Genomic DNA, 20,364 nt, shown 5'->3' with positions numbered 1-20,364 from the left:
TCCTCCTTTCTCATTATTCCACAGCAGAGAGGTGCTCATCCTCGCCCTGCTTGAACGCATCTCCATAGACGCGGTATGCAATCTCCTGCACGCCAAATACGAAGTCCTGCGAACAGTTGTATATATACCCCTCAAACGGCTCCGCAAATGCCTGATTTCGAATCGCCTTCATCGTCTGGAGCGACGGATCGCCCAAATATTCCCGACGGAATTTGCCCACATCATAGTTCCCCCGATCATTGTACGTCGGCAGAAAAAGGATGTCCGGGTCGATCTGAACGAGCTGTTCCTTCGTCATCACTTGAAAGTCGCGAATGCCGAGCTCGGCACGCCCGTTGACAACGCCCGCATACCGGCACGCCTCGTCAAAGCTGCTGCCAAGTCCGCCATAGCCGCCCATGAGAGAGATGAGGACAACTCTCTTGCGCTCGTCCTGCGGAATCTTTGCGACCTTTTCCTGAATCTCGGCAAGTTTGCCGTCCATCATTGAGAGAAGCTTCTCCCCGCGCTCCGGGACCCCTGCCGCCGCAGCGAGCAGTGTAATTGTCTCACGAATCTCTGCGAGATTCCGCGCACCCTTGCACACGACAACTTTGAGCCCCGCCTCGCGCAGAGAGGGGACCATCGTGAGATCGCCCCAGTCCGGAACGACAACGAGATCAGGGTGCAGTGCCATAATCTCCTCCACCGTCGGATTGCCGATGCGCTGCGGGATCTCCTTGACAAGACCCGTGACGTTGGAACTCACGGGATCATCGAGCAAGCTGTTGACTGCAGCAATGCGCGCAGGCTCAACAAGCCCGAGCATGACCTCGTCCGTGCTCATCGAGAGCGTAATGATGCGCTCCGGTGCCGCGGGAAAGTCTACTGCGGTTCCTTCGATGTCCGTGACCGTGTAGGCAGCAAGTTTTTGCTGTGCATTGTCTGAAACGCCGCATGCCGTAAGCAGTACATTCAACACACAGAGGAGGAAAAATAAAGTTCCTTTTTTCAACATCGACATTTCTCCTTTTCCATTGAATATCACTGCATTATACCATAAAATGATTACCTGAGAATCATTCTAAGAAATTAAAACCTTACGCTGCAGGATGTTGTCGTTCCACAGCCGTTCCTCGATGTGGCGCGCTCCGCGCAGTCCCATAAATGGAGCATCCGAAAGGTGCAGGGCATCCTGCACGGGATAGGCTGCGGGAAAATACGCAGCCGTGCGCGGGTTGATGTGTGCGGACTCGTTGCTGCTGCCGATCAGCAGCCCCCCATCCAACCCGTTGAGGAGCTCCCGGATGCGCACGGCATCCGTCTCACCGAGGATCTCATCCGCAATCGGAGTTGCTGTCGGCACGCCCTCAGCGTCCGCCGCAACGGCGAGATGACAGACATCTGCCCACTCCGTACGCAGCGCCTGCGCGATCCCCCAAGCCGTGGAGCGGGGCGCACGGATGAGTGCCGTCTCATAGCGGAGTTCTCCCCAGAGGCTTTTGCACTCGTTGATGCGCAGGAAGTCCTCGCGCGTAACGCGCGTGATCTCCTCTTCCGCAGCATCGGCACGGGGAGCGGGCAGCACACGTCCGATCTCTGCGAGCCACTTCCGCGTTCCCGCGCGGCCGTAGGGAGGCAGAGGTGCAATGCAGGGCATGCCGCAGGTCTCCGCAAGCAGGCGGGCGGCACCGCCCCCGAGTTCGTCATGCACTACAATATTCAGCGCTGCCTGCGTCAGACCGCTCAGATCCGCCGCAGACATATCGCAGCCCAGAGCAGCATTGACACGGTATCCCGCCAGCGCAAGAAGCCGCATAAGCTCGTCCGCATCGTTCTCCCCGTTGTAGTAGGCACTCGTCACGCCGATGAGATTGACCGCATTCGCCTGTCCCGCGTGCTGTTCAGGCAGAAATGCTGAAAGCACGGCGCATGCAGCCTTATCCCAGCCATCGGCAAAACTCCCTGCGAGACCGCTGCTGTCCAGCACGGCGATCGGACAGGAGAGTCCTGCCCCGCGCGCAATCGCCTCAATGTCGTCGCCGATGAGCCCCGCTGCACAGCTGCTGATGATCGCGAGCAGCGGGGGCGGCTCCGCTGCATAGGGTGCGAGGGCCTCCCGCAGATACTCCTCTGCGCCGAATACAATGGCGTCATTATCCAGCTGCGTGCAGATCATACGGTGTGAGATCGTGCTTTGGCTGTGCTCGATATGCCGCATCGCAAAGAAATAGCACCAGAGAGGCCCGTTGACGACAATGACAGCATCCCGCAGCCCTGCAAAAAAGGCCGATGCGCCTGCAAGCGCACAGGTATCCGTGCACATACAGACATCGTCGAAGGATTTCTCCCGCTCACCCATAAATCAGCCCTCCTCTGCTCTCATGCCGGTGCAGTATCTGCCGCATATCGTCCAGCAGACGACGCTCCATCGACCATCCGACCGACGGCAGCAGTGCGAGGAAAAGCTGGCGCAGCTTCGCATCAACGAGTTCATGTGTCGTTAAAACAAAGTCTGCCGCATGCAGCATCTCATCCGCTGCCGCATCCCCCTCGTAATAGATGGGGACATCGGTCAGACACCGCAGTGCCTCCTCCATCACTTCACGCCGTGCGGGCATAAAACAGTCCAGCAGCACGATTCCGGACAGCACAACGCCGGCCTTGTTCAGCAGGCGCAGGATGATTTCCGGCTGAAACCATGTAAGGTCGCGGCCAATCGCAAGCCCGCATCTTCGCCCCGCGAGATCAGCACGCGCCTTCTCGACAACTGCGGAAAAAGCCGCCTCCTCCGATGCGATGGCACGCTCTGCCGCCTCCTCTCGGTGACAGAGTGCGCCGACACGGCGCAGCCAGGTCTTTGTCTCCTCCGCGCCGACGGCATAAACATCGGCGAGATACGGCGTGCCGAAGCGCTCATGCATATGCTCCGCGAGTGCTGCCAGCTGTGCCTGCTTCTCATCGTCCATCCGACGTCCGAGGAGAATGATGAGCTCCGCCTCCGGCACCGCCTGCATCTCATCGAGTGCCAGATACGACGGGAACTGCGCCGTCACCTTGAGATCGAGCAGGGCAAGCAGTCGCCGCAGCTCCTTCACGTATTCTCCGTGCATTCCTCCGCAGTCACCGAGGAGGGCAACGGTTCCCGCCTTTCGCTCTGCGGGCTGCATGAAGCGGTCTACGAGCGCACGTGCAGCATCGAGGTAGCCCGCATAGTACTCTCCATCGAGGAATCCGTGCGCAGACACCGCCATGACAGGAATCCCGAGCTCCGCCTCCATCTCCTCCGCGATCGCCTTCGTATCATCACCGATCACGCCGCTGACGCAGGAGTTTGCGATGAATACGGCCTGCGGGTGATACTTCTCTGCGCCAAAACGAATGCACTCCCGCAGTCGGTCCTCGCCGCCGAAAATCGCCTCGTTCTCCCCAAGGCCACTTGTCAGGAGCGGCACAGAAGAGAGACGTACGGAGGTCCCCGCTGCCGTCAGCCGGTGAAAGCTGCTCACATCCATGCCGTGCGCAATATGCGCACACGGACGCGGGCTGTGAAAGACAACGAGTGCACCCCGCACGAAGGACAGCGCGCGCCAGACACCCGGCATGCTGCAGCTGCAGTTCGTCCGACGGACGCCGACGCGCTTGACCTCAATCCCCATAGCGCTCCACCAGATCCTCGAGCTCCTCGAACTCCATCGGTGTCGGAACGGTCAGCATCTCATTCGTATCGATCGCCTGCGCGAGTGCCGTATAGTGCTGCGCCTGCTCCGAGTCGGGCGCATAGGCGATGAGCGTCTGCCGATGAATCTCCGCCTCGTGCACAGCGCGCGACCGCGGGATGTAGGTGATGAGCTGCGTACCGATACGTGCAGCAAACGCCTCGAGCAGCTCTCGCTCACGCAGAACATCTCTGCCGTTGCCGATGATGCCGCCGAGCTTCACCGCACCGCGCTCGGCGAAACGGCGCACGCCCTTTGCTATATTGTTCGCCGCATAGAGCGACATGAGCTCGCCCGAGGAAACAATGTATATCTCCGAGGCATAGCCCTCACGGATGGGCACGGCAAAGCCGCCGCAGACCACATCGCCGAGGACATCGTAGAGAACGACATCGAGGTCATCAAACGCATGCAGTGCCTTGAGGCGCTCGAGCGCAACGATAATCCCGCGCCCTGCACAGCCAACGCCGGGATCCGGCCCGCCGGCCTCAATGCAGCGAATGCCGCTGAACCCTTCATGCACGAGGTCTGCGAGCGTCAGCGCAGCTCCCTTTTTCTCCCGCTCCAGATCGAGGATCGTGGAGGGCGCAATACGGCCGAGCAGAAGGCGCGTCGAGTCATTCTTCGGATCACAGCCGATCTGGCAGACGCGCCGTCCCATGCGAGAGAACGCGGCAGATACATTTGCGGCTGTCGTGGACTTTCCGATGCCGCCCTTGCCGTAGAAGGCAATTTTTTTCATAGGATCACCTTATTCCACGGCCGTAAGAAACTCATGCCGCGACTGTTTGAACTCGTCGCCGTAGAGAATCCACGCCGTCTCCTGAATACCATACACAATGTCCTGCGAGAGATTGTAAACATAGCGCGCCCACGGATGACCGATCTGTCGCTCCCGCACGGCAGTCATCTGTGCAAGCGAGGGGTCCTCCAGATACTGACGTCCGTAGTTCTCCTCGTTGGTCGCACCATCTTCATAGCTTGGGAAAAAGAGGTAGTCTGGATTCGCTGCGACGAGTTGCTCCTTCGTCATCTCCTGCCCCATGCGATTGCCTGCCGCCGCCTTGGCGTTGATCGAATCCGTACAGCGGCAGAGCTCGTCAAAGGTACAGCCTGCGCCGCCGTAGTTCACCATGATGGAGATGAGTGCAATGCTCTTATGCTTCTTCTCCTCCGGAACCTCTGCCACCTTCGCACGGATCTCCGCGAGCTTTTCCTCCATCATGCCGACGAGTTTCTCCCCGCGCTCCACTTCGCCGACAGCCGCTGCATAGAGTCGGATATTATCGTGAATATCCTCTATTGTCGCAGCGGACTTGCAGACGAGAACCGGCACGTTCAGCTCGCGGATGGCATCGATGTTCTCGCGCGGCATCCACGGCGTCACGATGACAAGATCCGGATGCAGCGCCGCAATCTGCTCGACCGACGGGCTGCGGGGGATGACCGTCGGAATCCGGTCACACACCCACGGAATATTCGTATGTTCCCGATCGGCGAGAGATTCATTGATCGCCGCCATGCGCTCCGGCTCCACAAGGCCAAGCATCAGCTCATCCGTACCAGCACTGACGGTCAGGATCCGCTGCGGCTTATGCGCGATCGTGATGACCGTGCCCTCCACATCCGTAACCTGATAACCCCCTCCCTGGTTATTGGAAAGGTCAGCGCAGCCCGTGAGAAAGCATACGGTGAGAACCGCTATGAAAAAGGACATGAGTTGATTTTTGCAGCTCATACGGTCCCCTCCGAACGTTCCTCGAGATCACCCTCAATGGAGAGATAGAGGCTGCGCACCTCCGCAAGCGTTTCCTTCGAGGCGCTCCATAGGCCGCGCTGCTCTGCCTCGAGCAGTGTTTCCGCCATGCGGTGAAGCGCCCACGGGTTGACATCCTGCATCCACTCCTGCATGCCCGCGTCCAGCACATATTTGCGCGCGTAGCCCTCGTACATCCAATCCTTCATCACGCCGCTTGTCGCATCCCATTGATAGCTGTGCGCAAGATAGTTCGCGAGATCAGAGGCACCCTTATAGCCGTGCTCCTTCATCCCCTCGATGAACTTCGGATTCATCGCTTCCCCGCGGAAGAGGCGGGCCGCCTCCTCGGCGACGCTGCGCAGGACAATGCGCTGCCGGTCGCTCGAGTCGCCCGTATAGGAGCGCGGAGCCTTGCCCGTCAGTGCCCGCACGGTCGCAATCATGCCGCCGTGGTAGGCGTTGTAGTCGTCCGAGCTGAACATATGCGTCTCACGTGTGTCCTCGTTCTTGACCGTGACATCGAGCCCCGCCATACGGCGCTGAAACACCTCGGGATCATAACCGCGTGCAAACCCATCACCGCCGTATGCGGTTCCCGAGAACCGCGTATAGACCGCCGCCAGATCGTCGAGCGTCTCCCATGCCTTCGACTCGAGGAGACTCGCAATGCCCGCACCATACGCTCCTGGAGGATCGCCAAAAATGCGCACAGAGGCGCGTTCCCATGCACTCTCCTGCGCCTCCCCCTGCTCCTCGAGCCAGGCGGTATCTGCGAGGACGTGCTTGCGCACATAGTTCTCCTCGTCGCTCTCATCGAGGTCGCGCACCATGCGCACCGCCTCATCGACCCAGCGTATCGCATTCGGAACGGCATCGCGGAACAGTCCGCTGATGCGTGCCGTCACATCGATACGAGGCCGCTGGAGCTCGGCGACGGGGATGATCTCGAGACCGCAGACACGCTGCGAGGATCGCAGCCATATGGGACGCACCCCCATGAGATAGAAGAGCTCTGCGATGCACTGCCCGTGGCTGCGCATATTCGAGCCCGCCCAGAAGACAATCCCGACCGCCTCCGGATAGCGCCCCTCGTCGCTGATATACTGCTCTATGAGGGCATCACCGAGCTGTTTTCCGTACTCCCAAGCAGCAGGCGTCGGCATACAGCGCGGGTCGAGGCCGTAGAAATTCCGCCCCGTCGGAAGCACATCCACGCCGTTTGTCGTCGGTGCGCCTGCAGGGCTTGGCTCAATGTATCTGCCTGTGAGCGCGCGCAGCGTCTCCGTAATCTCCCCCTCTGTACGGCGCAGACGCGGCACCATATTCTCCACAATCTCGTGCAGCGCATGGGAAAATGATGCACGCGCCTCCGCAGAGGCAGCGGCAATCCCGGGAAGTGTCATTGCCTGCTCGACCGCCTCCGGTGCATAGTCATATGCGGCAAGGAAGGAGATGAGCGCGCGCATCTCTGCCTCGACCGCGTCCAGCTTCCTGCCATAGGTCATCTCATCTGCTGTCATGCGCTCGCTGTGCGTGAGAAGCTCCTCATAGTCATAGCCTGCCTGCGCGGCGAGCAGGCGAACGAGGGATTTCTCCCCGCCGTGCTCCATGCGCACGAGCGCGCACAGGAAGTCGATCAGTCCCTCTCCCTCGGGGGCGCGCCCGAGAATATGCAGGCCTGTGCGGATCTGCATATTCTTGATGTCTGTCACATAGTTGTGGAGGCGCGCCGTATAATCGTCGAAGTCATCGCCCTCATCAATCTCATCCTCAAAATGACAGGCAGCCGCCTTTTCACGGACGATATCCTGCACAGCCTCGATATTGTCCGGCTGCGTCGCACGGAAGTGAACGTATTCATCAAGGGCCTGCTCGAGCTCTTCGAGTTCCTCGAATCCTCCTGCCAGCTGCATCGGCGGGGAGAGATGGCTGATGAGGCACGCCGCACCGCGGCGTTTCGCCTGAATCCCCTCCCCAACGATCGTGATCCAGTAGGGATAGATGTCCGGCAGATCGCCCAGCGACACATCCGGGTAGCAGATATCGGACAGGCCGGTGCTCTTCCCCGGCAGCCACTCCAGCGATCCGTGTGTTCCGACGTGGATCACGGCATCCGCCTTCCAGATATCGCGCAGCCAGTGATAGCATCCGATGTAGTGATGCGTCGGTGCAGCATCGGGCGAATGCAGGAGCTTTCCCGGATCCTCACCAAACCCGCGCGGCGGCTGCACCGTGATGAACAGATTCCCGTTCAGCGTGCCCGGGATGAGCAGGGTCCCGTCATAGTTGAACACGTCGCCGGGCGCATCGCCCCAGTCCTTTGTCAGCTGTGATCGCACCTGCTCCGGCAGCTCTGTGAAAAATGTGCGGTACTGCTCTGCCGTCAGCTGTCCGTCCGCAGACTTTGCCTGTGCCGCGCTCATAAAGCGGCGGTCATTTGTCGCGTGATCCGTCAGCAGCTTCATAAACGCCTTGCTGCTCTCCGGAATCTCATCCATGAGGTAGCCCGCCGTGCACATTGCCGTGAGCAGACGAAGCACGCTCTCCGGCGAATCCAACCCCGCAGCGCTTCCGATGTTCGCATTCGTCGGCGGATAGTTATGGAAAACAATGGCAATCTTCTTCTCCGCGTTTGGCTTATGCCGCAGCGCTGCCCACTTGCGTGCCTTGCACGCGATCCGCTCCATGCGCTCATTGAGGGCTGCATAGCTGACCTCACCGCTTTCGTCGCGCACCTTCGCTGCAATCGGTACGCCATGGATCACGCCGTCAAACTCCGGCATGGCGACGCTCATCGAGACCTCCATGGGGTCAAGTCCCGCCGGAGAGCGCTCCCACTCCTCCTTTTCTGCAAGCACCGTATACGCCTCAAGAATGGGCACGCCGAGTTCATAGAGGTCCTCAATACGCGTGCCGCCTGCCTTGATGGAAAACTTCATCGTACTGATGATCACGTCGACAAAGGGCTTTCCATCCCTGCAGAAGTACTTGCGGATCGCATCCATCAGCGTCGGCGACTCTACGCGTTCGTCACGATAGGAATTGGAAAACACAGCGACCGCGTTCATCCCCTCCGCCTCGATTGCACGAACGAGCGCAGTATGGTAGGTGAAGTCCCCCGTAATCCATTCCGAACGATAAAATATCATCCCGACCGTCGGACGCCCTTCCTGGTAATGCGAGGCGAGATATCCCGCGATGTCCTCGGGATCCCCCGTCCAGTCCGGATGATAGACGCCGTTCCACGTGAGCGGACGCGGCGGCTCTGCTGTGCAGGCAAGCCCTCCGAACTCTCTGCCGAGCCAGTAAAAAAGATTGCGCATATTCTCCTCGCCGTCATAGCGAAAATATGCCCATGCCGTCTGAATTTGCTCCTCCGAGAACCCATATGTCACCTTATCATGATCGGCATTGTCCACGACGATCAGATGGGGAACTCTCTTTCTCTGCAGGTCACGCGATGCTTTCTTTAGAAAGTCATTATCGAGTCCTGTGCCCATCCAGAGGAAGAGGTGGAGATCCGCATCTGCGCGCATCGCATTCCAATCGTCCATGCCCTTGACAGGGCAGACGCACACCTCGGGTTCCTCCATATAGGAAGCGCAGCGGCGTGCGAGCACAGTAACACGCAGAATGTTGGTATAGAGTACAATCCTCATCGTGTCTGCTCCTTTGTATGTGCCAGATTTATCCCTGCATCCTGCGGGATGCGCGAACGATCTCGAGCACCCCCTCAGCTGAGAGCTGTTCCAACGTATAATAACGAGCCTCCATGCGGCGGGCAATCTCCGGTGCAGCCCCAACCCGCGGCACACCGCGCTCCGTATCAAGAACAAGCGTGAGCGCCTGCGTGCCTGCGATCTCTTCTGCTGCACGCAGGGCACGCTGTACGCCGTCATCTCCGTCCCGCGCCGTATTCGTTCGCCCGTCCGTAATCAGGATGAGTACCGTTTTCTCGCTGCCTCTGCGTTCCAGTTCACGCAGCGTTTGCAGAGCGCAGGCGAGGCCCTCGGCAAGCGGCGTCCGTCCGCCCATCGGCAGGTCTCGCAGCTGCTTTTCCGCCAGCTCCACACTGCGCGTCATCGGCAGGAGCGTCTCCGCACGATCCCGCCGAAAGGCAATCAGCCCCACACGGTCGCGCTTTTGATATGCCTCCTGCAGGAGGGCAAGGATTGCTCCCTTCACCATCCTCATGCGCTCGCGTGCTCCCATCGAACCGCTCGCATCGACGAGAAAAAGGATATTTGCCGCCGAGCGTTTCGCACGCACCCAAACGCGCACATCCTCAGGACGAATCACAACCGTCTGCGTCCCCTGACGCGCGCGCTGATACGGGGCTGCCGCACGCAGCGTAGCAGAGAGTGCGAGATCGAGGCGGCCGCCCGAGCGCGGCAGTTCTGTACGCAGACAGCGGCCGTCCGCCGTATGCGTTTGAACAATGTCGCGCTTTCCGCTCTTTCCGACCTGCGCACGCATCGTCATGGAGAGGAGCGAGAGTCGCGCCATGACGTTTTCAAGCGGCGCTGCAACGCGATCGTCTTCCCCTGCATCTGCGTCCTCAGGACGGGACGGATCGTCCGCCCCATCCTGAGGGGAATCCTGGGGTTCGTTCTCCGACGGGGATTCATGAGAAGCCTCCGCTCCTCCGTCATCCTGCGGAGGAGGTGATTCCTGCGGCTCATCCGGCATCTCATTCCGGCCCTGCTCCGGTGCATTCCCATCATCGGGCGGCTGCTGTTCCTCCTGCGGACGGCTCATCCGATGCACGAGCACAAATTCCGCAGCCTCCTCCACATCCGCCGGCATGACGAACGGTCTTCCTGCGAGCGCTGCAATCGCACGCGCCGCCTCGGTGAGATAAATCTCCGCATGGTTGCCGACACAACATGCGCGCGCAGCACAGGCTGCCGCAAAATGGAGAATGGCAGACGGGACCCCCACGCGCGGCAGCAATGCGCGGGCACGGCTGATCATCGCCCCGAATGCTTCCTCCTGCGCAGCATAGGAGGCACGAAAGGATGCCGGATCACGCTCGTATGCGAGTACACGTGCGGCGATCTCGCTCCGCTGCGCCGCGTCCCCCTCCTCCTCCATCGTCACAAACATACCGAAAGAATCCAACAGAGCGGGGCGAAGCGTCCCCTCTGCAGGATCCATCGTGCCGACAGGCGTATAGGAAACCTCCTCGATGAACGACAGCCCGTCCCGTTCGAGGCGAAAAGAACCATCTCCCGCACATTTCAGGACCGTGGACAGAATATCCTCACGCAGGAGGTTGGCCTCGTCCATATAGAGAAATGTATTGCGTGCACGGTGCAGCAGGCCGTGCCGCAGGCGCCGCTCGCCTTTTTGCAGGGCCGTCTCCATGTCGATTGTGCCGAAGATCATATCCTCCGACGCTCCGAGCGGCAGTTCCGTAATTTTTCCGGCTGGTGTAAACGGTGCTGCCGCACGAACGAGAACGGATTTTGCCGTGCCCCGCGTGCCGGAGATCAGGAGGCCTCCCGCTCGCGGGTTGATGAGCGCAATCGAAAGTGCGCACCGTGCGTGCTCCTGCCCGACAACGGCAGTCAGCGGATAACGCGGAGTATCCAAGTTTTTTCCTCCGAAAAGCTATTTATGCACGTTCTCCCAAGATCGCATCCACCGCACTCCAGTCAACCGCCCCCTCCTCGAAAGGACGGCGGCGCATACGGTGTGCGAGGACGAGGCGGCTGACACGCTGCAGATCCTCTGCCGTCACCGCCATGCGTCCTGCAAGCGCTGCATGAGCAATGCCTGCCTTGATCAGCGTAATATCCGCACGGTGTCCGTCGACGCCGAGCGCCAACGAGATCTGCGCTGCATAGCCGAGGATTTCATCCGGCGCCGCCACGTGGGCGACACGCGCACGCGCCGCAGTGATCTGTTCACGCAGCTCCTGCTGGGCGCCTGCATAGGCCTCAGCAAAGGCATCGGGATCGCGCTCATAGGCAATCCTGCGGCGAATCACCTCAACGCGCGTCTCAGCTTCACATTCGCCTGCAACGGTCACGGAGAGTGCAAAACGATCGAGGAGCTGCGGGCGGATGTCCCCCTCCTCCGGATTCATCGTCCCAACGAGAACGAAGCGCGCCGGATGGGCATAGGAGATGCCCTCACGCTCCACGGTATTAACGCCCATCGCCGCAGAGTCGAGCAGAATGTCGACGATATGATCCTCGAGCAGATTGATCTCATCTACATAGAGGATGTTGCGGTTCGCCGCCGCCAGAATGCCCGGCTCGAACTCCTTGCGCCCGTGCTGAATCGCCGCCTCCATGTCGAGCGTTCCGACCACGCGGTCCTCCGTTGCGCTGACGGGCAGTTCCACGACACGCATCGGAATTTCCTCTGCCGTGAGCTCTTCTCCGAATCCCCGCCTTGCACGGCAGGCATCACAGTACAGATCCGGCAGCGACGGATCACAGTGACAGGCACAGCCGGTTACCGCCCGCAGATTCGGCAGGAGTGCTGCAGCAGCACGGACAGCAGTGGATTTCGCCGTCCCTTTCTCGCCCTTAATCAGCACACCGCCAAGCGACGGCATGACAACGCTGAGAAGGAGCGCCTTCTTCATCTCCTCCTGTCCAACAATAGCAGCAAAGGGGTATGTTACCCTCTTCTTCATTCCTATTTCCTTTCATGAGGAAGGAAGGTGCTATGGCAATCAGCTTGCCACAGCCCCTCCCTTGCTTCCTCTGCACAGTATTATAGGTGGCACTGATAAATTCAGCGATTCCTATATCGTTAGAAACTCTGCTCGACACCAATCATGAAGTTGCGTCCGGGTGCCGTCCACCACTCTCCGGGACTACCAAATTTTACATTCGAGTGCTCGGCATAGAACTGGTTGAAGATATTATTCGCCTTCAGATAGATCTTCGTTGCATCGGCAATCTGGTAGTTCATAGCAAGATCGACGACCCAGTAGTTATCGGTTGGGAATGCACCTCTCACGGGTCCCGACCGACCGATGATCCCGCGTGCAAGGAGAGACGAATCAAAATCGCGGTTGCGGTAGTCCACGCCGATATTCCACTGATCCTCGGGCAGGTAGCCATCTGCGTTAACGCCTCTCTGCTCCGTCTTGCCGACATGTGTCTGCGTGTATCCAATGCGGGCACGCCAATGGGAATCAACACGCTTGGTCAGCTGCAGCGACCAGCCGTGTGCGTCCTCATCGCCGACATTGATATTTTGATATGTCATAGGATGGTAGCCGATCCGATTCTTTGAATGACGCTTGAAATAACTTGCCGTGAGGCTCAGGCCCTTGCCAAAATCCCGGGCTATGCCAATCTCCCTCGTATTGCCGGACTCCGGTTTGAGATTTGTATTCCCATAGATCGGTGCATAGAGCTGATTTGGTGTCGGTGTGATAAAATACTCGCTATAGGAAACATAAGCATGCGTCACCGGATCAATGTCGTAGCCAAGGCTGACGCTCGGGCTGTTGTGGCTCCCAAATGCAGAATTACTGTCATGGCGGATGCCTGCCGTGAGTTTCAGCGTCGGAAGAATACTCCACTGATCCTGCAAATAGAAGGATCGGTTGATAAGCGTACGATCATCAATACTCACAATGCTGCCGTTCTTGATCGTCGTATCATCCTTTGTGAATTCAAAGCCCGCTGTCAACAGATGATCGCCGAGCTTCTTGTCAAATTGGTCGCTGAATTTCCATGTCCAAACACTGAAATCATAAAGGGAGCCTGCAGGGTTAAATATACTATGAGTAAATATGTCATAATCATATTTACTGCGAGAAATACTCATCTGATTCTTGGTTGTATCATCGATCTGCACGTTCCAGATCAAATCGCCATCCAAATAATCATAGTTTCCGCGATTGACATTGAGCCCCTGCTGCTTTTCATAGAGTGCCTGATAGTGATCCGAGTCTTTGTAGGAGCGGAAGTTAAGAGCAAGATAGGACGCTTTGCTCAAGTCCTTGCCGAGATGAAGATTAAACGAATCGGCATCCAGACGGGACGGTACCGTATTGCCGTGTCCGTCCTTGAAATCGCCGCTCTTATCCTTCTGGTATTTCACGCGCCAATCCCAGCCGTTTTCACCGCCGGCGTTCGCGATGCTGTACTGCTGACGTCCGTAGCTGCCGTAGCCGATGCCGAGCGTCGTCTTCATCCCCTGTGCTTTCTTCGTTATGATATTGATGACACCGCCCTTTGCATCCGAGCCGTAGAGGGTCGATGCCGAGCCGTGCAATACCTCGATGCGCTCGATGCCGCCGAGATCCTTCATCGCAGATGCCAAGGAGGCAGAAAAGCCCCCCGCATAGTTCTGCCTCACACCGTCAATCAGAAGAACCACATCCTCTGACCCGTTGATATAAAATTTACTGCTGTTATTATATCCCGCCGGCGCATACTGATTGACGGTAACGCCCGGTACATCGCGCAGTGCCTGTGTGAGATCCGTATAATGACGTCGCTCGATGTCCTTGCCCGTAATCACCGTTACATTCGCGTCCGTCTTCAGTTCCTTATTGGGTGTACGCGTTGCTGTAACGACGGTTTCGTTCAGCATATGTTCACTTGTAGACGAATCCGCATCTGCGGCAAAGGTGTGCCCTCCTCCCGTAGATACAAGTCCAAAAGCAAGTGCTGCTGTCACATTCATGACAATCTTTTTTGAAATGTAGTTTGTCATTTTATTTTTCCTCCTAAAATTCGGATACAACAACATCTATTCATCAACTGCCAAGATGGGGGCATCATCCGACAGAAAAAATCCCCGTAAGCAAATGTGCTCCATTGATCGGTACTTCCTCAAACGCCTGCCGCCATCATCGCAGATCGCTTCAGTGCACATTCGGCATTGGACAGGGCAGAATGTTCCTGCCCCGCCCAACGTGCATAGCACGCGCCGCCGCATCCTGCAAAGTCCGCACACACCCTGCAAAACGCCATGGCATCCTGCATCTCATGTGCTACCTCCACCTGCCGCCGAACGTCGATCCCGTGCTCCACATCGCCGAGCAGAAAGCGCGCATCACCGACATAGGAGGAGCACGCAAAGATGCGCCCCGCAGCGTCAATGTGCACCCCTGCCCCGCTCATCGCATGACAATGTGAGAATCCGTCGCCCGTGCGCTGCGAAAGACACGTCGCCTGCTCCTCCTGCGCAATCGCGATACGATATCCGTGCAGCCGTCCAAGGTGTTCGTTTCGCGCAAAGACCTCTGCGATCGCCTGTGTCATCTCCTCCTCGCGTGCGGGGCGGACAGCAGTGCCGCTCCCCTGTCCGCGCAGGAGGTCAAAGCCCACGCGGCGCACATTGCCGAGATAGTATGCCATCTCTATGATGCCTGAGAGTTCCCCAACATTTTCCGCTGTAACAACACAGGTCAGACCGATCTCAATGCCGCGCTGTGCGAGGCACTGAATCCCGGCGACAACATCCGACGACGTTCCCCTGCCGTCAGGATAACAGCGGAGCATATCGTGAACAGTAGGTCTGCCGTCGAGGCTGACGCCAATGCCGATGTCCGCACCGTGCAGGAAATCTGCTGTCTCCTCGGTCATCAGAGTCCCGTTGGTCTGCAGATCCATGCGTACCCGTATGTGATTGGTGCGAACGTAGTCCGCGATCTGCCGCAGGAGTGGCAGGGCGAGCAGAGGCTCTCCACCCGAGAACTGAAGGATAAAGGGAGCTCCCCCCGTCGCTGCGAGATCGATCGCACGCCGCGCTGTCTCCCATGTCATCATGCTCCGGTCTTGACCGGATGCATAGCAGTAGCGGCACGCAAGATTGCAGTCTCCCGTGAGACTCAGCACCAACATCCGCAGCGGCATCACAGTCTCCTTTACTTCACATCTGCAAAGCGCTCGGGGTAGACCGCACGTGCGAGTTCATAGACGCACTCAATCGCGTTCTGCCCCGCGCTGTAACGATAGGTATCGGGCACGGTGTAGAAATGATTCTCCCGCACCGCCTTGACATGCATGAACAGAGGATCATTGCGGAGCTTTTGGCGAAAGTCCTCCGTCTTTTCCCCCTCCGCACTCCATGTCGGCAGGAGGAATACATCCGGATCGAGCGCAACAATCTGCTCCATCGAGACGGGCGTATCCGCCGTCAGTCCGACGAGCGCGGCGCCGTTGCGCAGAGACGCATGGCGGCACATATCGTCAAAGAGGCCGTCCTTCTGCCCGAATACGCCGCTGAACGCAAAAGCCACAATGATCGGCCGCTCCGCCTCAGGGATGTCCCCGACGCGGCGCTCGACATCGGCGAGACGGGCACGCTTTTCAGCAATTAGTGCAGCGGCGTTCTCCTCCTGCCCAGTCAGCCTGCCGATCTCCTCGATGCGGGTAAAAACTCCCTCGATGCGCTTCGGTGTCCGTGAAGCATAGACCGTCAGCCCGAGGTCGCGCAGACTCTCCACCTCCTCCTTTGATACGCCGTCCGTTGTGAGGACGAGGTCGGGATGCAGTGCGAGCACGCGCTCGGGGCTCTTGTCCTTGAGTTTGACCGAGACCGCCTTTGCCTCCTCGGTCATGGCGGATAGTCCGGGGTCATCCGAATACGAGGTAAGTGCAGCAATCTGCTCGGGCGGCGCAATGGCAAGAAGAATCTCATCCGTCGCAAGACCAAGCGAGACGACGCGCTGCGGCTTCTCGTGCAGGACAACCTCCATGCCCATATCATCCGTCCCTCGATAAAACACAGATTGCTCTGACGCATTCTTCCGCTCCCCCGCACAGCCGGCAATCATGCCGGCGAGAGAGAGAAGCAGAAGAAATGCACAGAGCTGCACATTAGAACGCATGCGTATAGGTCAGGCGGAAATTGCGCCCGAGGTCGAGATTGCCGTAGCGGTTGGAGTAGTTTTCACGGTTCAGCAGGTTGTAAATGCCGAGTGACACTACGTCATCTTTACCCGCCGTATAGATCACATTCATATTGAGCTGGAGCTTGTCCGGAATGTCCTGCTCCGCTTCGCCGTACGATGTACTCGTTGAGCCGATCTGCTGGTCGATTGCCTCGAATACGTTGCGATAGCCTGCCTTCTCGATTTCCTTCGCTGTGATGATCGTCGTCGTTGCAGGCGTATCGAGATCGCGCTTCTCACGTCGCTGTGCCGTTACAACGGTATCACTCAACGCGTGCGTCTCCGTTTGTTCCGTAGACGCCTGCTCCGCAGCGTACGCCGTCCCGACAAAGCTCGCTCCGGCAAATGCCGCAAGTACCGCCAGTGTCCACTTCTTCTCTTTTGTCATAATCCTGTATCACCTTTCTCTTTCGTGCTCTCCATGCACCATGTTCATATTTTGGAATACCTTAAGGCATAAGGGCAAGTAAAAAGCCCCTCCTGCTAAAGCAGAAAAGGGCTTAATTTACACACAATAGAACGGTCTGAATCTCCATCCCCATCACTCGCAGGTCAAACGGTGATTGTCGATTGGGCAGTTCTCCTGGCTCCAGTTCATCGCTCTTCTGCGTCTTCCCAGAAACATATCATCTCCAGTGACTGCTGAATGTTCAGCGTGCAGAATCACTCCCTGTTACAGTGGCGTGACCGCTCCGGCATATACCGGATTCTCTATTAAATCTTACGATACCCAATCCAATCTCTATGAATTTTTCACGTATCGTAAAGATAACATTGATTCAAAGCCATGTCAAGAAAAGAGTGAATAATTCTTTAATTATCCATTCTTTTCCTATGACACTATTTCTCCAACAGATAGAGATAGTCCCCATAGCCCTCGCGTTCCATATCCTCTTTCGGGATAAAGCGGAGGGAGGCACTGTTGATGCAGTAACGCAGTCCCCCTGCTGCAGCAGGACCATCGTTAAAGACGTGCCCAAGATGCGCGCCGCTGTTCGCCGCCGTAACCTCGGTACGCACCATGCCGTGCGAGCGATCCTCATGCTCGGCAATCAGAGCGCTGTCGATCGGGCGCGAGAACGCCGGCCAGCCGCATCCTGAATCATACTTATCTGCGGAGATGAAAAGCGGTTCACCCGTCGTGATATCACAGTAGATGCCTTCGCGGAATTCGTGATCGTACTCGTTGCGGAAGGGCGGCTCCGTCGCCTTCTCCTGCGTGACAGCGTACTGCATCCCCGTCAGGCGCGCCTTGAGTTCGGCATCCGATGGTTTTTCGTAAGTGCGTGTCACGTTTGACACCTCTGCACGTTCTGCCGCCTCGTACTTTTCACGCATTCTTGCAATGAGCGCAGGCGAGATATGGCAGTATCCATTCGGATTCTTCTCAAGGTATTTCTGATGATCCTCCTCCGCGCGATAGAAGTTCACAATCGGCCCCATCTCAACGGCGACCGTCTTGCCGATCCTCTTCTGCAGTGCATCGAGCGAGGCACGGATCACAGCCGCATCGGCACTCTCACTGCCGTCCGCATTCGGCACATAGTAGATTCCGGAGCGATACTGCCGTCCGATGTCATTGCCCTGCCGGTCCATCGCTGTCGGGTCGATAGAATCGTAAAAAGCCGTCAGTATCTCGTCGAGAGAAACAATCTGCGGATCGTAGACAATGTGCACCGTCTCTGCATGACCGCTCCCGCTGCATACCTCACGGTATGAGGGGTGCGATGTGCGGCCGTTCGCATAGCCGCTCTCTGCGGAAATAACTCCGTGGATCAGACTGACATAGAGTTCCGTCCCCCAGAAGCAGCCACCTGCAAGATAGATTTCCTTCTGTCCATGCACAGGGACATTCTGCTGTACGATTTCATGCGGCATCTCTGCCGAGGTCTCGGCAGGTGCGCCGCAGCCGCCGAGACAAGCAAGCAGTCCGAGTACACAGATATTGCGCAGTGATATCATTATTTTCATATAGTTCTCCTTAGAATGCGTTTTAAAAGCTACGCCTCAATCTCACTTGCCGGCGGCAGCTGCCACTCGATTGGTTTCTCGCCTGCCGCCGTGAGAAAATCGTTGACGCGTGAGAACGGGCGGCTGCCGAAGAAGCCGCGATGTGCCGAGAGCGGGCTCGGATGCGGCGACTCGATGATGAGATGGCGCGGATTCGTGATAAGGCTGCGCTTGCGCCGTGCGGGGCTTCCCCAAAGGATAAAGGCGAGCGGACGCTCGCGTGCGCCGAGCAGCCGAATGATATGATCTGTGAACCGCTCCCAGCCGTGTCCCTGATGAGACGCTGCCGCATGAGCACGAACGGTCAGCACTGTGTTGAGGAGCAGCACGCCCTGCTTCGCCCAAGGAATAAGACAGCCGTGCGCAGGCGGTATGATCCCGAGATCATCCTGCATCTCCTTGTAGATATTGAGCAGTGACGGCGGCGGGTCGATGCCGACCTGCACGGAGAACGAGAGCCCATGGGCCTGTCCGTCGCCGTGGTACGGATCCTGTCCGAGGATGACAACCTTCGTATCCGCAAAGCTCGTATAGTGCATCGCGTTGAAGATTGCGAACATATCGGGGTAGATGCGCTTCGTTCGATACTCTTCGATGAGAAAGGCGCGCAGTTCCCGATAATACGGCTGTGCCATCTCATCCGCAAGCAGTTCCTGCCAATCGTTCTTGAAAATTTCCTTTGCCATACTAAACTCTCTCGTAGATTTCAAAGATACAGTCTTCTCCGCGCCGACGCTCTGTCAAAGTAAAGCCATCGAGCGCCGGCAGAAATACATCCGCCGCATAGGTGCCCGTGAGACGCGTTATGTAGGCTCGTCGGACATATGGCAGAAACAGACGATAGCATGCCGCGCCGCCGATGGTGAAGATCGTACGCAGCGCATCCTGCGTCAGCACGCCGAGCAGCGCCCACATCTGCGTAAGATCACGCACGATATGAAATCCTTCGGCATGCGCCAATGTCCGCGAGAGTACAATATTCTCCCGCCCTGCAAGCGGTTGCTGTGCGGACAGGCTCTCCATTGTGCGCCGCCCCATAATGACAATCCCGCCCATCGTCGTCCGACGAAAATGTGCCATATCCTCGGCACAGTATGTGAGCAAACCGCCGTTTCGCCCAATGCCGCCTCCTTCATCACAGGCAGCGATGAGTTCGAGCGGATACGGCGCGGAGAGTTCGGGCGCACGTGCAATGCCGTCCCGATCTGCTTCAGCGAGCCACTGCACAATACGCTTCCCTTGTACGAGTAAATCAGGCGCAATCTCCGCAAGCGGCACGAGCACAAAGGCACGCGCTGTGAGATAAGGATGCGGCAGTGTCAGCGCCTTATCCGAAAGCACCACATCCTCAACATACAGAATATCGAGGTCAATCGTCCGTGCCCCCCAGTGTTCATGGCGCACGCGGCCGAGATCGTGCTCGATCCGCTGCAGCACCCTGAGCAGTTCATGCGGCGTTCCGTCAAACGAAATGCACGCCGCCGCATTGAGAAACGACGGCTGATCGGTCTTTCCCCACGGCGGTGTTTCATAAAAACATGACACCTGCTCCACGCACAGATTGGGACATGCCGCCATCCGCCGCAGTGCCGCACGCATCGTCTCTCCACGATCGCCGAGATTCGCCCCGAGCCCGATGTATGCCGTCAACATTCGGTATTTTTCCTGCGGCGCAGGATCGTCACGCCGACATCCGAGAATATGCCGTTAATCGGTGCAGCGGGCTTATGCACCGTAACACATACCCAAAGCAGCAGATCGAAGCCTCGCAGGAGATCATCCGCAATCTTCTCGGCGAGTGCTTCAATCAGTCGCTTTGGCGCACCTTCGATGATATCCCGTACGCTCTCGCAGACTGCGGCATAGTTCACCGTTGCCGCAAGATCGTCACTCTCCCCTGCTGCGTGCAGATCAAGTCCAAGCTCCACATCCACCTCAAACGGCTGCGGCACTTTCTGCTCATGGGGGAGCACACCGTGGGCAGCCATAAACCGCATCCCGCGCAAAAAGATTCGATCCAT

General features: G+C 58.0%; 16 protein-coding genes and 1 riboswitch. All 16 genes read right to left on the bottom strand.

Annotation, left to right across the window (positions count from 1 at the left end; translation table 11 throughout):
- Positions 1-13: 13 nt before the first annotated feature.
- The 16 genes from BCS37_RS03915 to folB all read right to left on the bottom strand — a co-directional run bounded on the left by BCS37_RS03915 (position 14) and on the right by folB (position 20,364).
- The gene (locus tag BCS37_RS03915; protein ID WP_173862586.1) at positions 14-1,003 is read right to left on the bottom strand and encodes an ABC transporter substrate-binding protein; all 990 of its coding nucleotides are present in this window, start codon (positions 1,001-1,003) and stop codon (positions 14-16) included.
- 60 nt (positions 1,004-1,063) lie between these two features.
- Positions 1,064-2,341: a nitrogenase component 1 gene (locus tag BCS37_RS03910; RefSeq protein WP_069180251.1), complete on the bottom strand. Its 1,278-nt coding sequence runs from the start codon at positions 2,339-2,341 to the stop codon at positions 1,064-1,066.
- Complete coding sequence (locus BCS37_RS03905; protein WP_069180250.1) at positions 2,334-3,638, bottom strand: nitrogenase component 1; 1,305 nt, start codon at positions 3,636-3,638, stop codon at positions 2,334-2,336. Before BCS37_RS03905 ends, BCS37_RS03910 begins: the two co-directional genes overlap by 8 nt.
- Complete coding sequence (locus BCS37_RS03900; RefSeq protein ID WP_069180249.1) at positions 3,628-4,440, bottom strand: nucleotide-binding protein; 813 nt, start codon at positions 4,438-4,440, stop codon at positions 3,628-3,630. The genes BCS37_RS03905 and BCS37_RS03900 overlap by 11 nt, the downstream gene beginning before the upstream one ends.
- 9 nt (positions 4,441-4,449) lie before the next feature.
- Positions 4,450-5,436: an ABC transporter substrate-binding protein gene (locus BCS37_RS03895; protein WP_069180248.1), complete on the bottom strand. Its 987-nt coding sequence runs from the start codon at positions 5,434-5,436 to the stop codon at positions 4,450-4,452.
- Positions 5,433-9,116, bottom strand: coding sequence for a cobaltochelatase subunit CobN (cobN, locus tag BCS37_RS03890; protein ID WP_069180247.1), 3,684 nt, complete (start codon positions 9,114-9,116; stop codon positions 5,433-5,435). Before cobN ends, BCS37_RS03895 begins: the two co-directional genes overlap by 4 nt.
- A gap of 28 nt (positions 9,117-9,144) precedes the next feature.
- Positions 9,145-11,052 (bottom strand): VWA domain-containing protein, encoded by a 1,908-nt coding sequence (locus BCS37_RS03885; protein ID WP_069180246.1) that lies wholly within the window; start codon positions 11,050-11,052, stop codon positions 9,145-9,147.
- A 22-nt stretch (positions 11,053-11,074) separates the two neighbouring features.
- Positions 11,075-12,106 carry an ATP-binding protein gene (locus BCS37_RS03880; RefSeq protein WP_069180245.1) on the bottom strand — a complete coding sequence of 344 codons (1,032 nt, stop codon included), beginning with the start codon at positions 12,104-12,106 and terminating at the stop codon, positions 11,075-11,077.
- Between the two features lie 119 nt (positions 12,107-12,225).
- On the bottom strand, positions 12,226-14,148 hold the full coding sequence (locus BCS37_RS03875; RefSeq protein WP_237142735.1) for a TonB-dependent receptor plug domain-containing protein: 1,923 nt from the start codon (positions 14,146-14,148) through the stop codon (positions 12,226-12,228).
- Positions 14,149-14,267: 119 nt separating this feature from the next.
- Positions 14,268-15,293 carry a radical SAM/SPASM domain-containing protein gene (locus BCS37_RS03870; protein WP_069180244.1) on the bottom strand — a complete coding sequence of 342 codons (1,026 nt, stop codon included), beginning with the start codon at positions 15,291-15,293 and terminating at the stop codon, positions 14,268-14,270.
- An 11-nt stretch (positions 15,294-15,304) separates the two neighbouring features.
- On the bottom strand, positions 15,305-16,270 hold the full coding sequence (locus BCS37_RS03865) for an ABC transporter substrate-binding protein (protein ID WP_069180243.1): 966 nt from the start codon (positions 16,268-16,270) through the stop codon (positions 15,305-15,307).
- Entirely contained in the window at positions 16,260-16,721 is a 462-nt protein-coding gene (locus BCS37_RS12360; protein ID WP_069180242.1) for a TonB-dependent receptor, read from the bottom strand. Before BCS37_RS12360 ends, BCS37_RS03865 begins: the two co-directional genes overlap by 11 nt.
- Before the next feature lie 168 nt (positions 16,722-16,889).
- Positions 16,890-17,082, bottom strand: a riboswitch (cobalamin riboswitch).
- Positions 17,083-17,173: 91 nt separating this feature from the next.
- Positions 17,174-18,304 (bottom strand): peptide-methionine (R)-S-oxide reductase MsrB, encoded by a 1,131-nt coding sequence (gene msrB, locus BCS37_RS03855; protein ID WP_069180241.1) that lies wholly within the window; start codon positions 18,302-18,304, stop codon positions 17,174-17,176.
- Positions 18,305-18,333: 29 nt separating this feature from the next.
- Positions 18,334-19,029, bottom strand: a complete 696-nt coding sequence (locus BCS37_RS03850) for a uracil-DNA glycosylase (protein ID WP_069180240.1) — start codon at positions 19,027-19,029, stop codon at positions 18,334-18,336.
- A gap of 1 nt (position 19,030) precedes the next feature.
- The gene (gene folK / locus BCS37_RS03845) at positions 19,031-19,996 is read right to left on the bottom strand and encodes a 2-amino-4-hydroxy-6-hydroxymethyldihydropteridine diphosphokinase (RefSeq protein WP_069180239.1); all 966 of its coding nucleotides are present in this window, start codon (positions 19,994-19,996) and stop codon (positions 19,031-19,033) included.
- Positions 19,990-20,364, bottom strand: a complete 375-nt coding sequence (gene folB / locus BCS37_RS03840) for a dihydroneopterin aldolase (protein WP_069180238.1) — start codon at positions 20,362-20,364, stop codon at positions 19,990-19,992. Before folB ends, folK begins: the two co-directional genes overlap by 7 nt.

It is taken from the genome of Selenomonas sp. oral taxon 920, assembly GCF_001717585.1.
In the GTDB taxonomy this organism is placed as follows: domain Bacteria; phylum Bacillota; class Negativicutes; order Selenomonadales; family Selenomonadaceae; genus Centipeda.
This window is presented reverse-complemented; position numbering and strand designations above follow the sequence as displayed.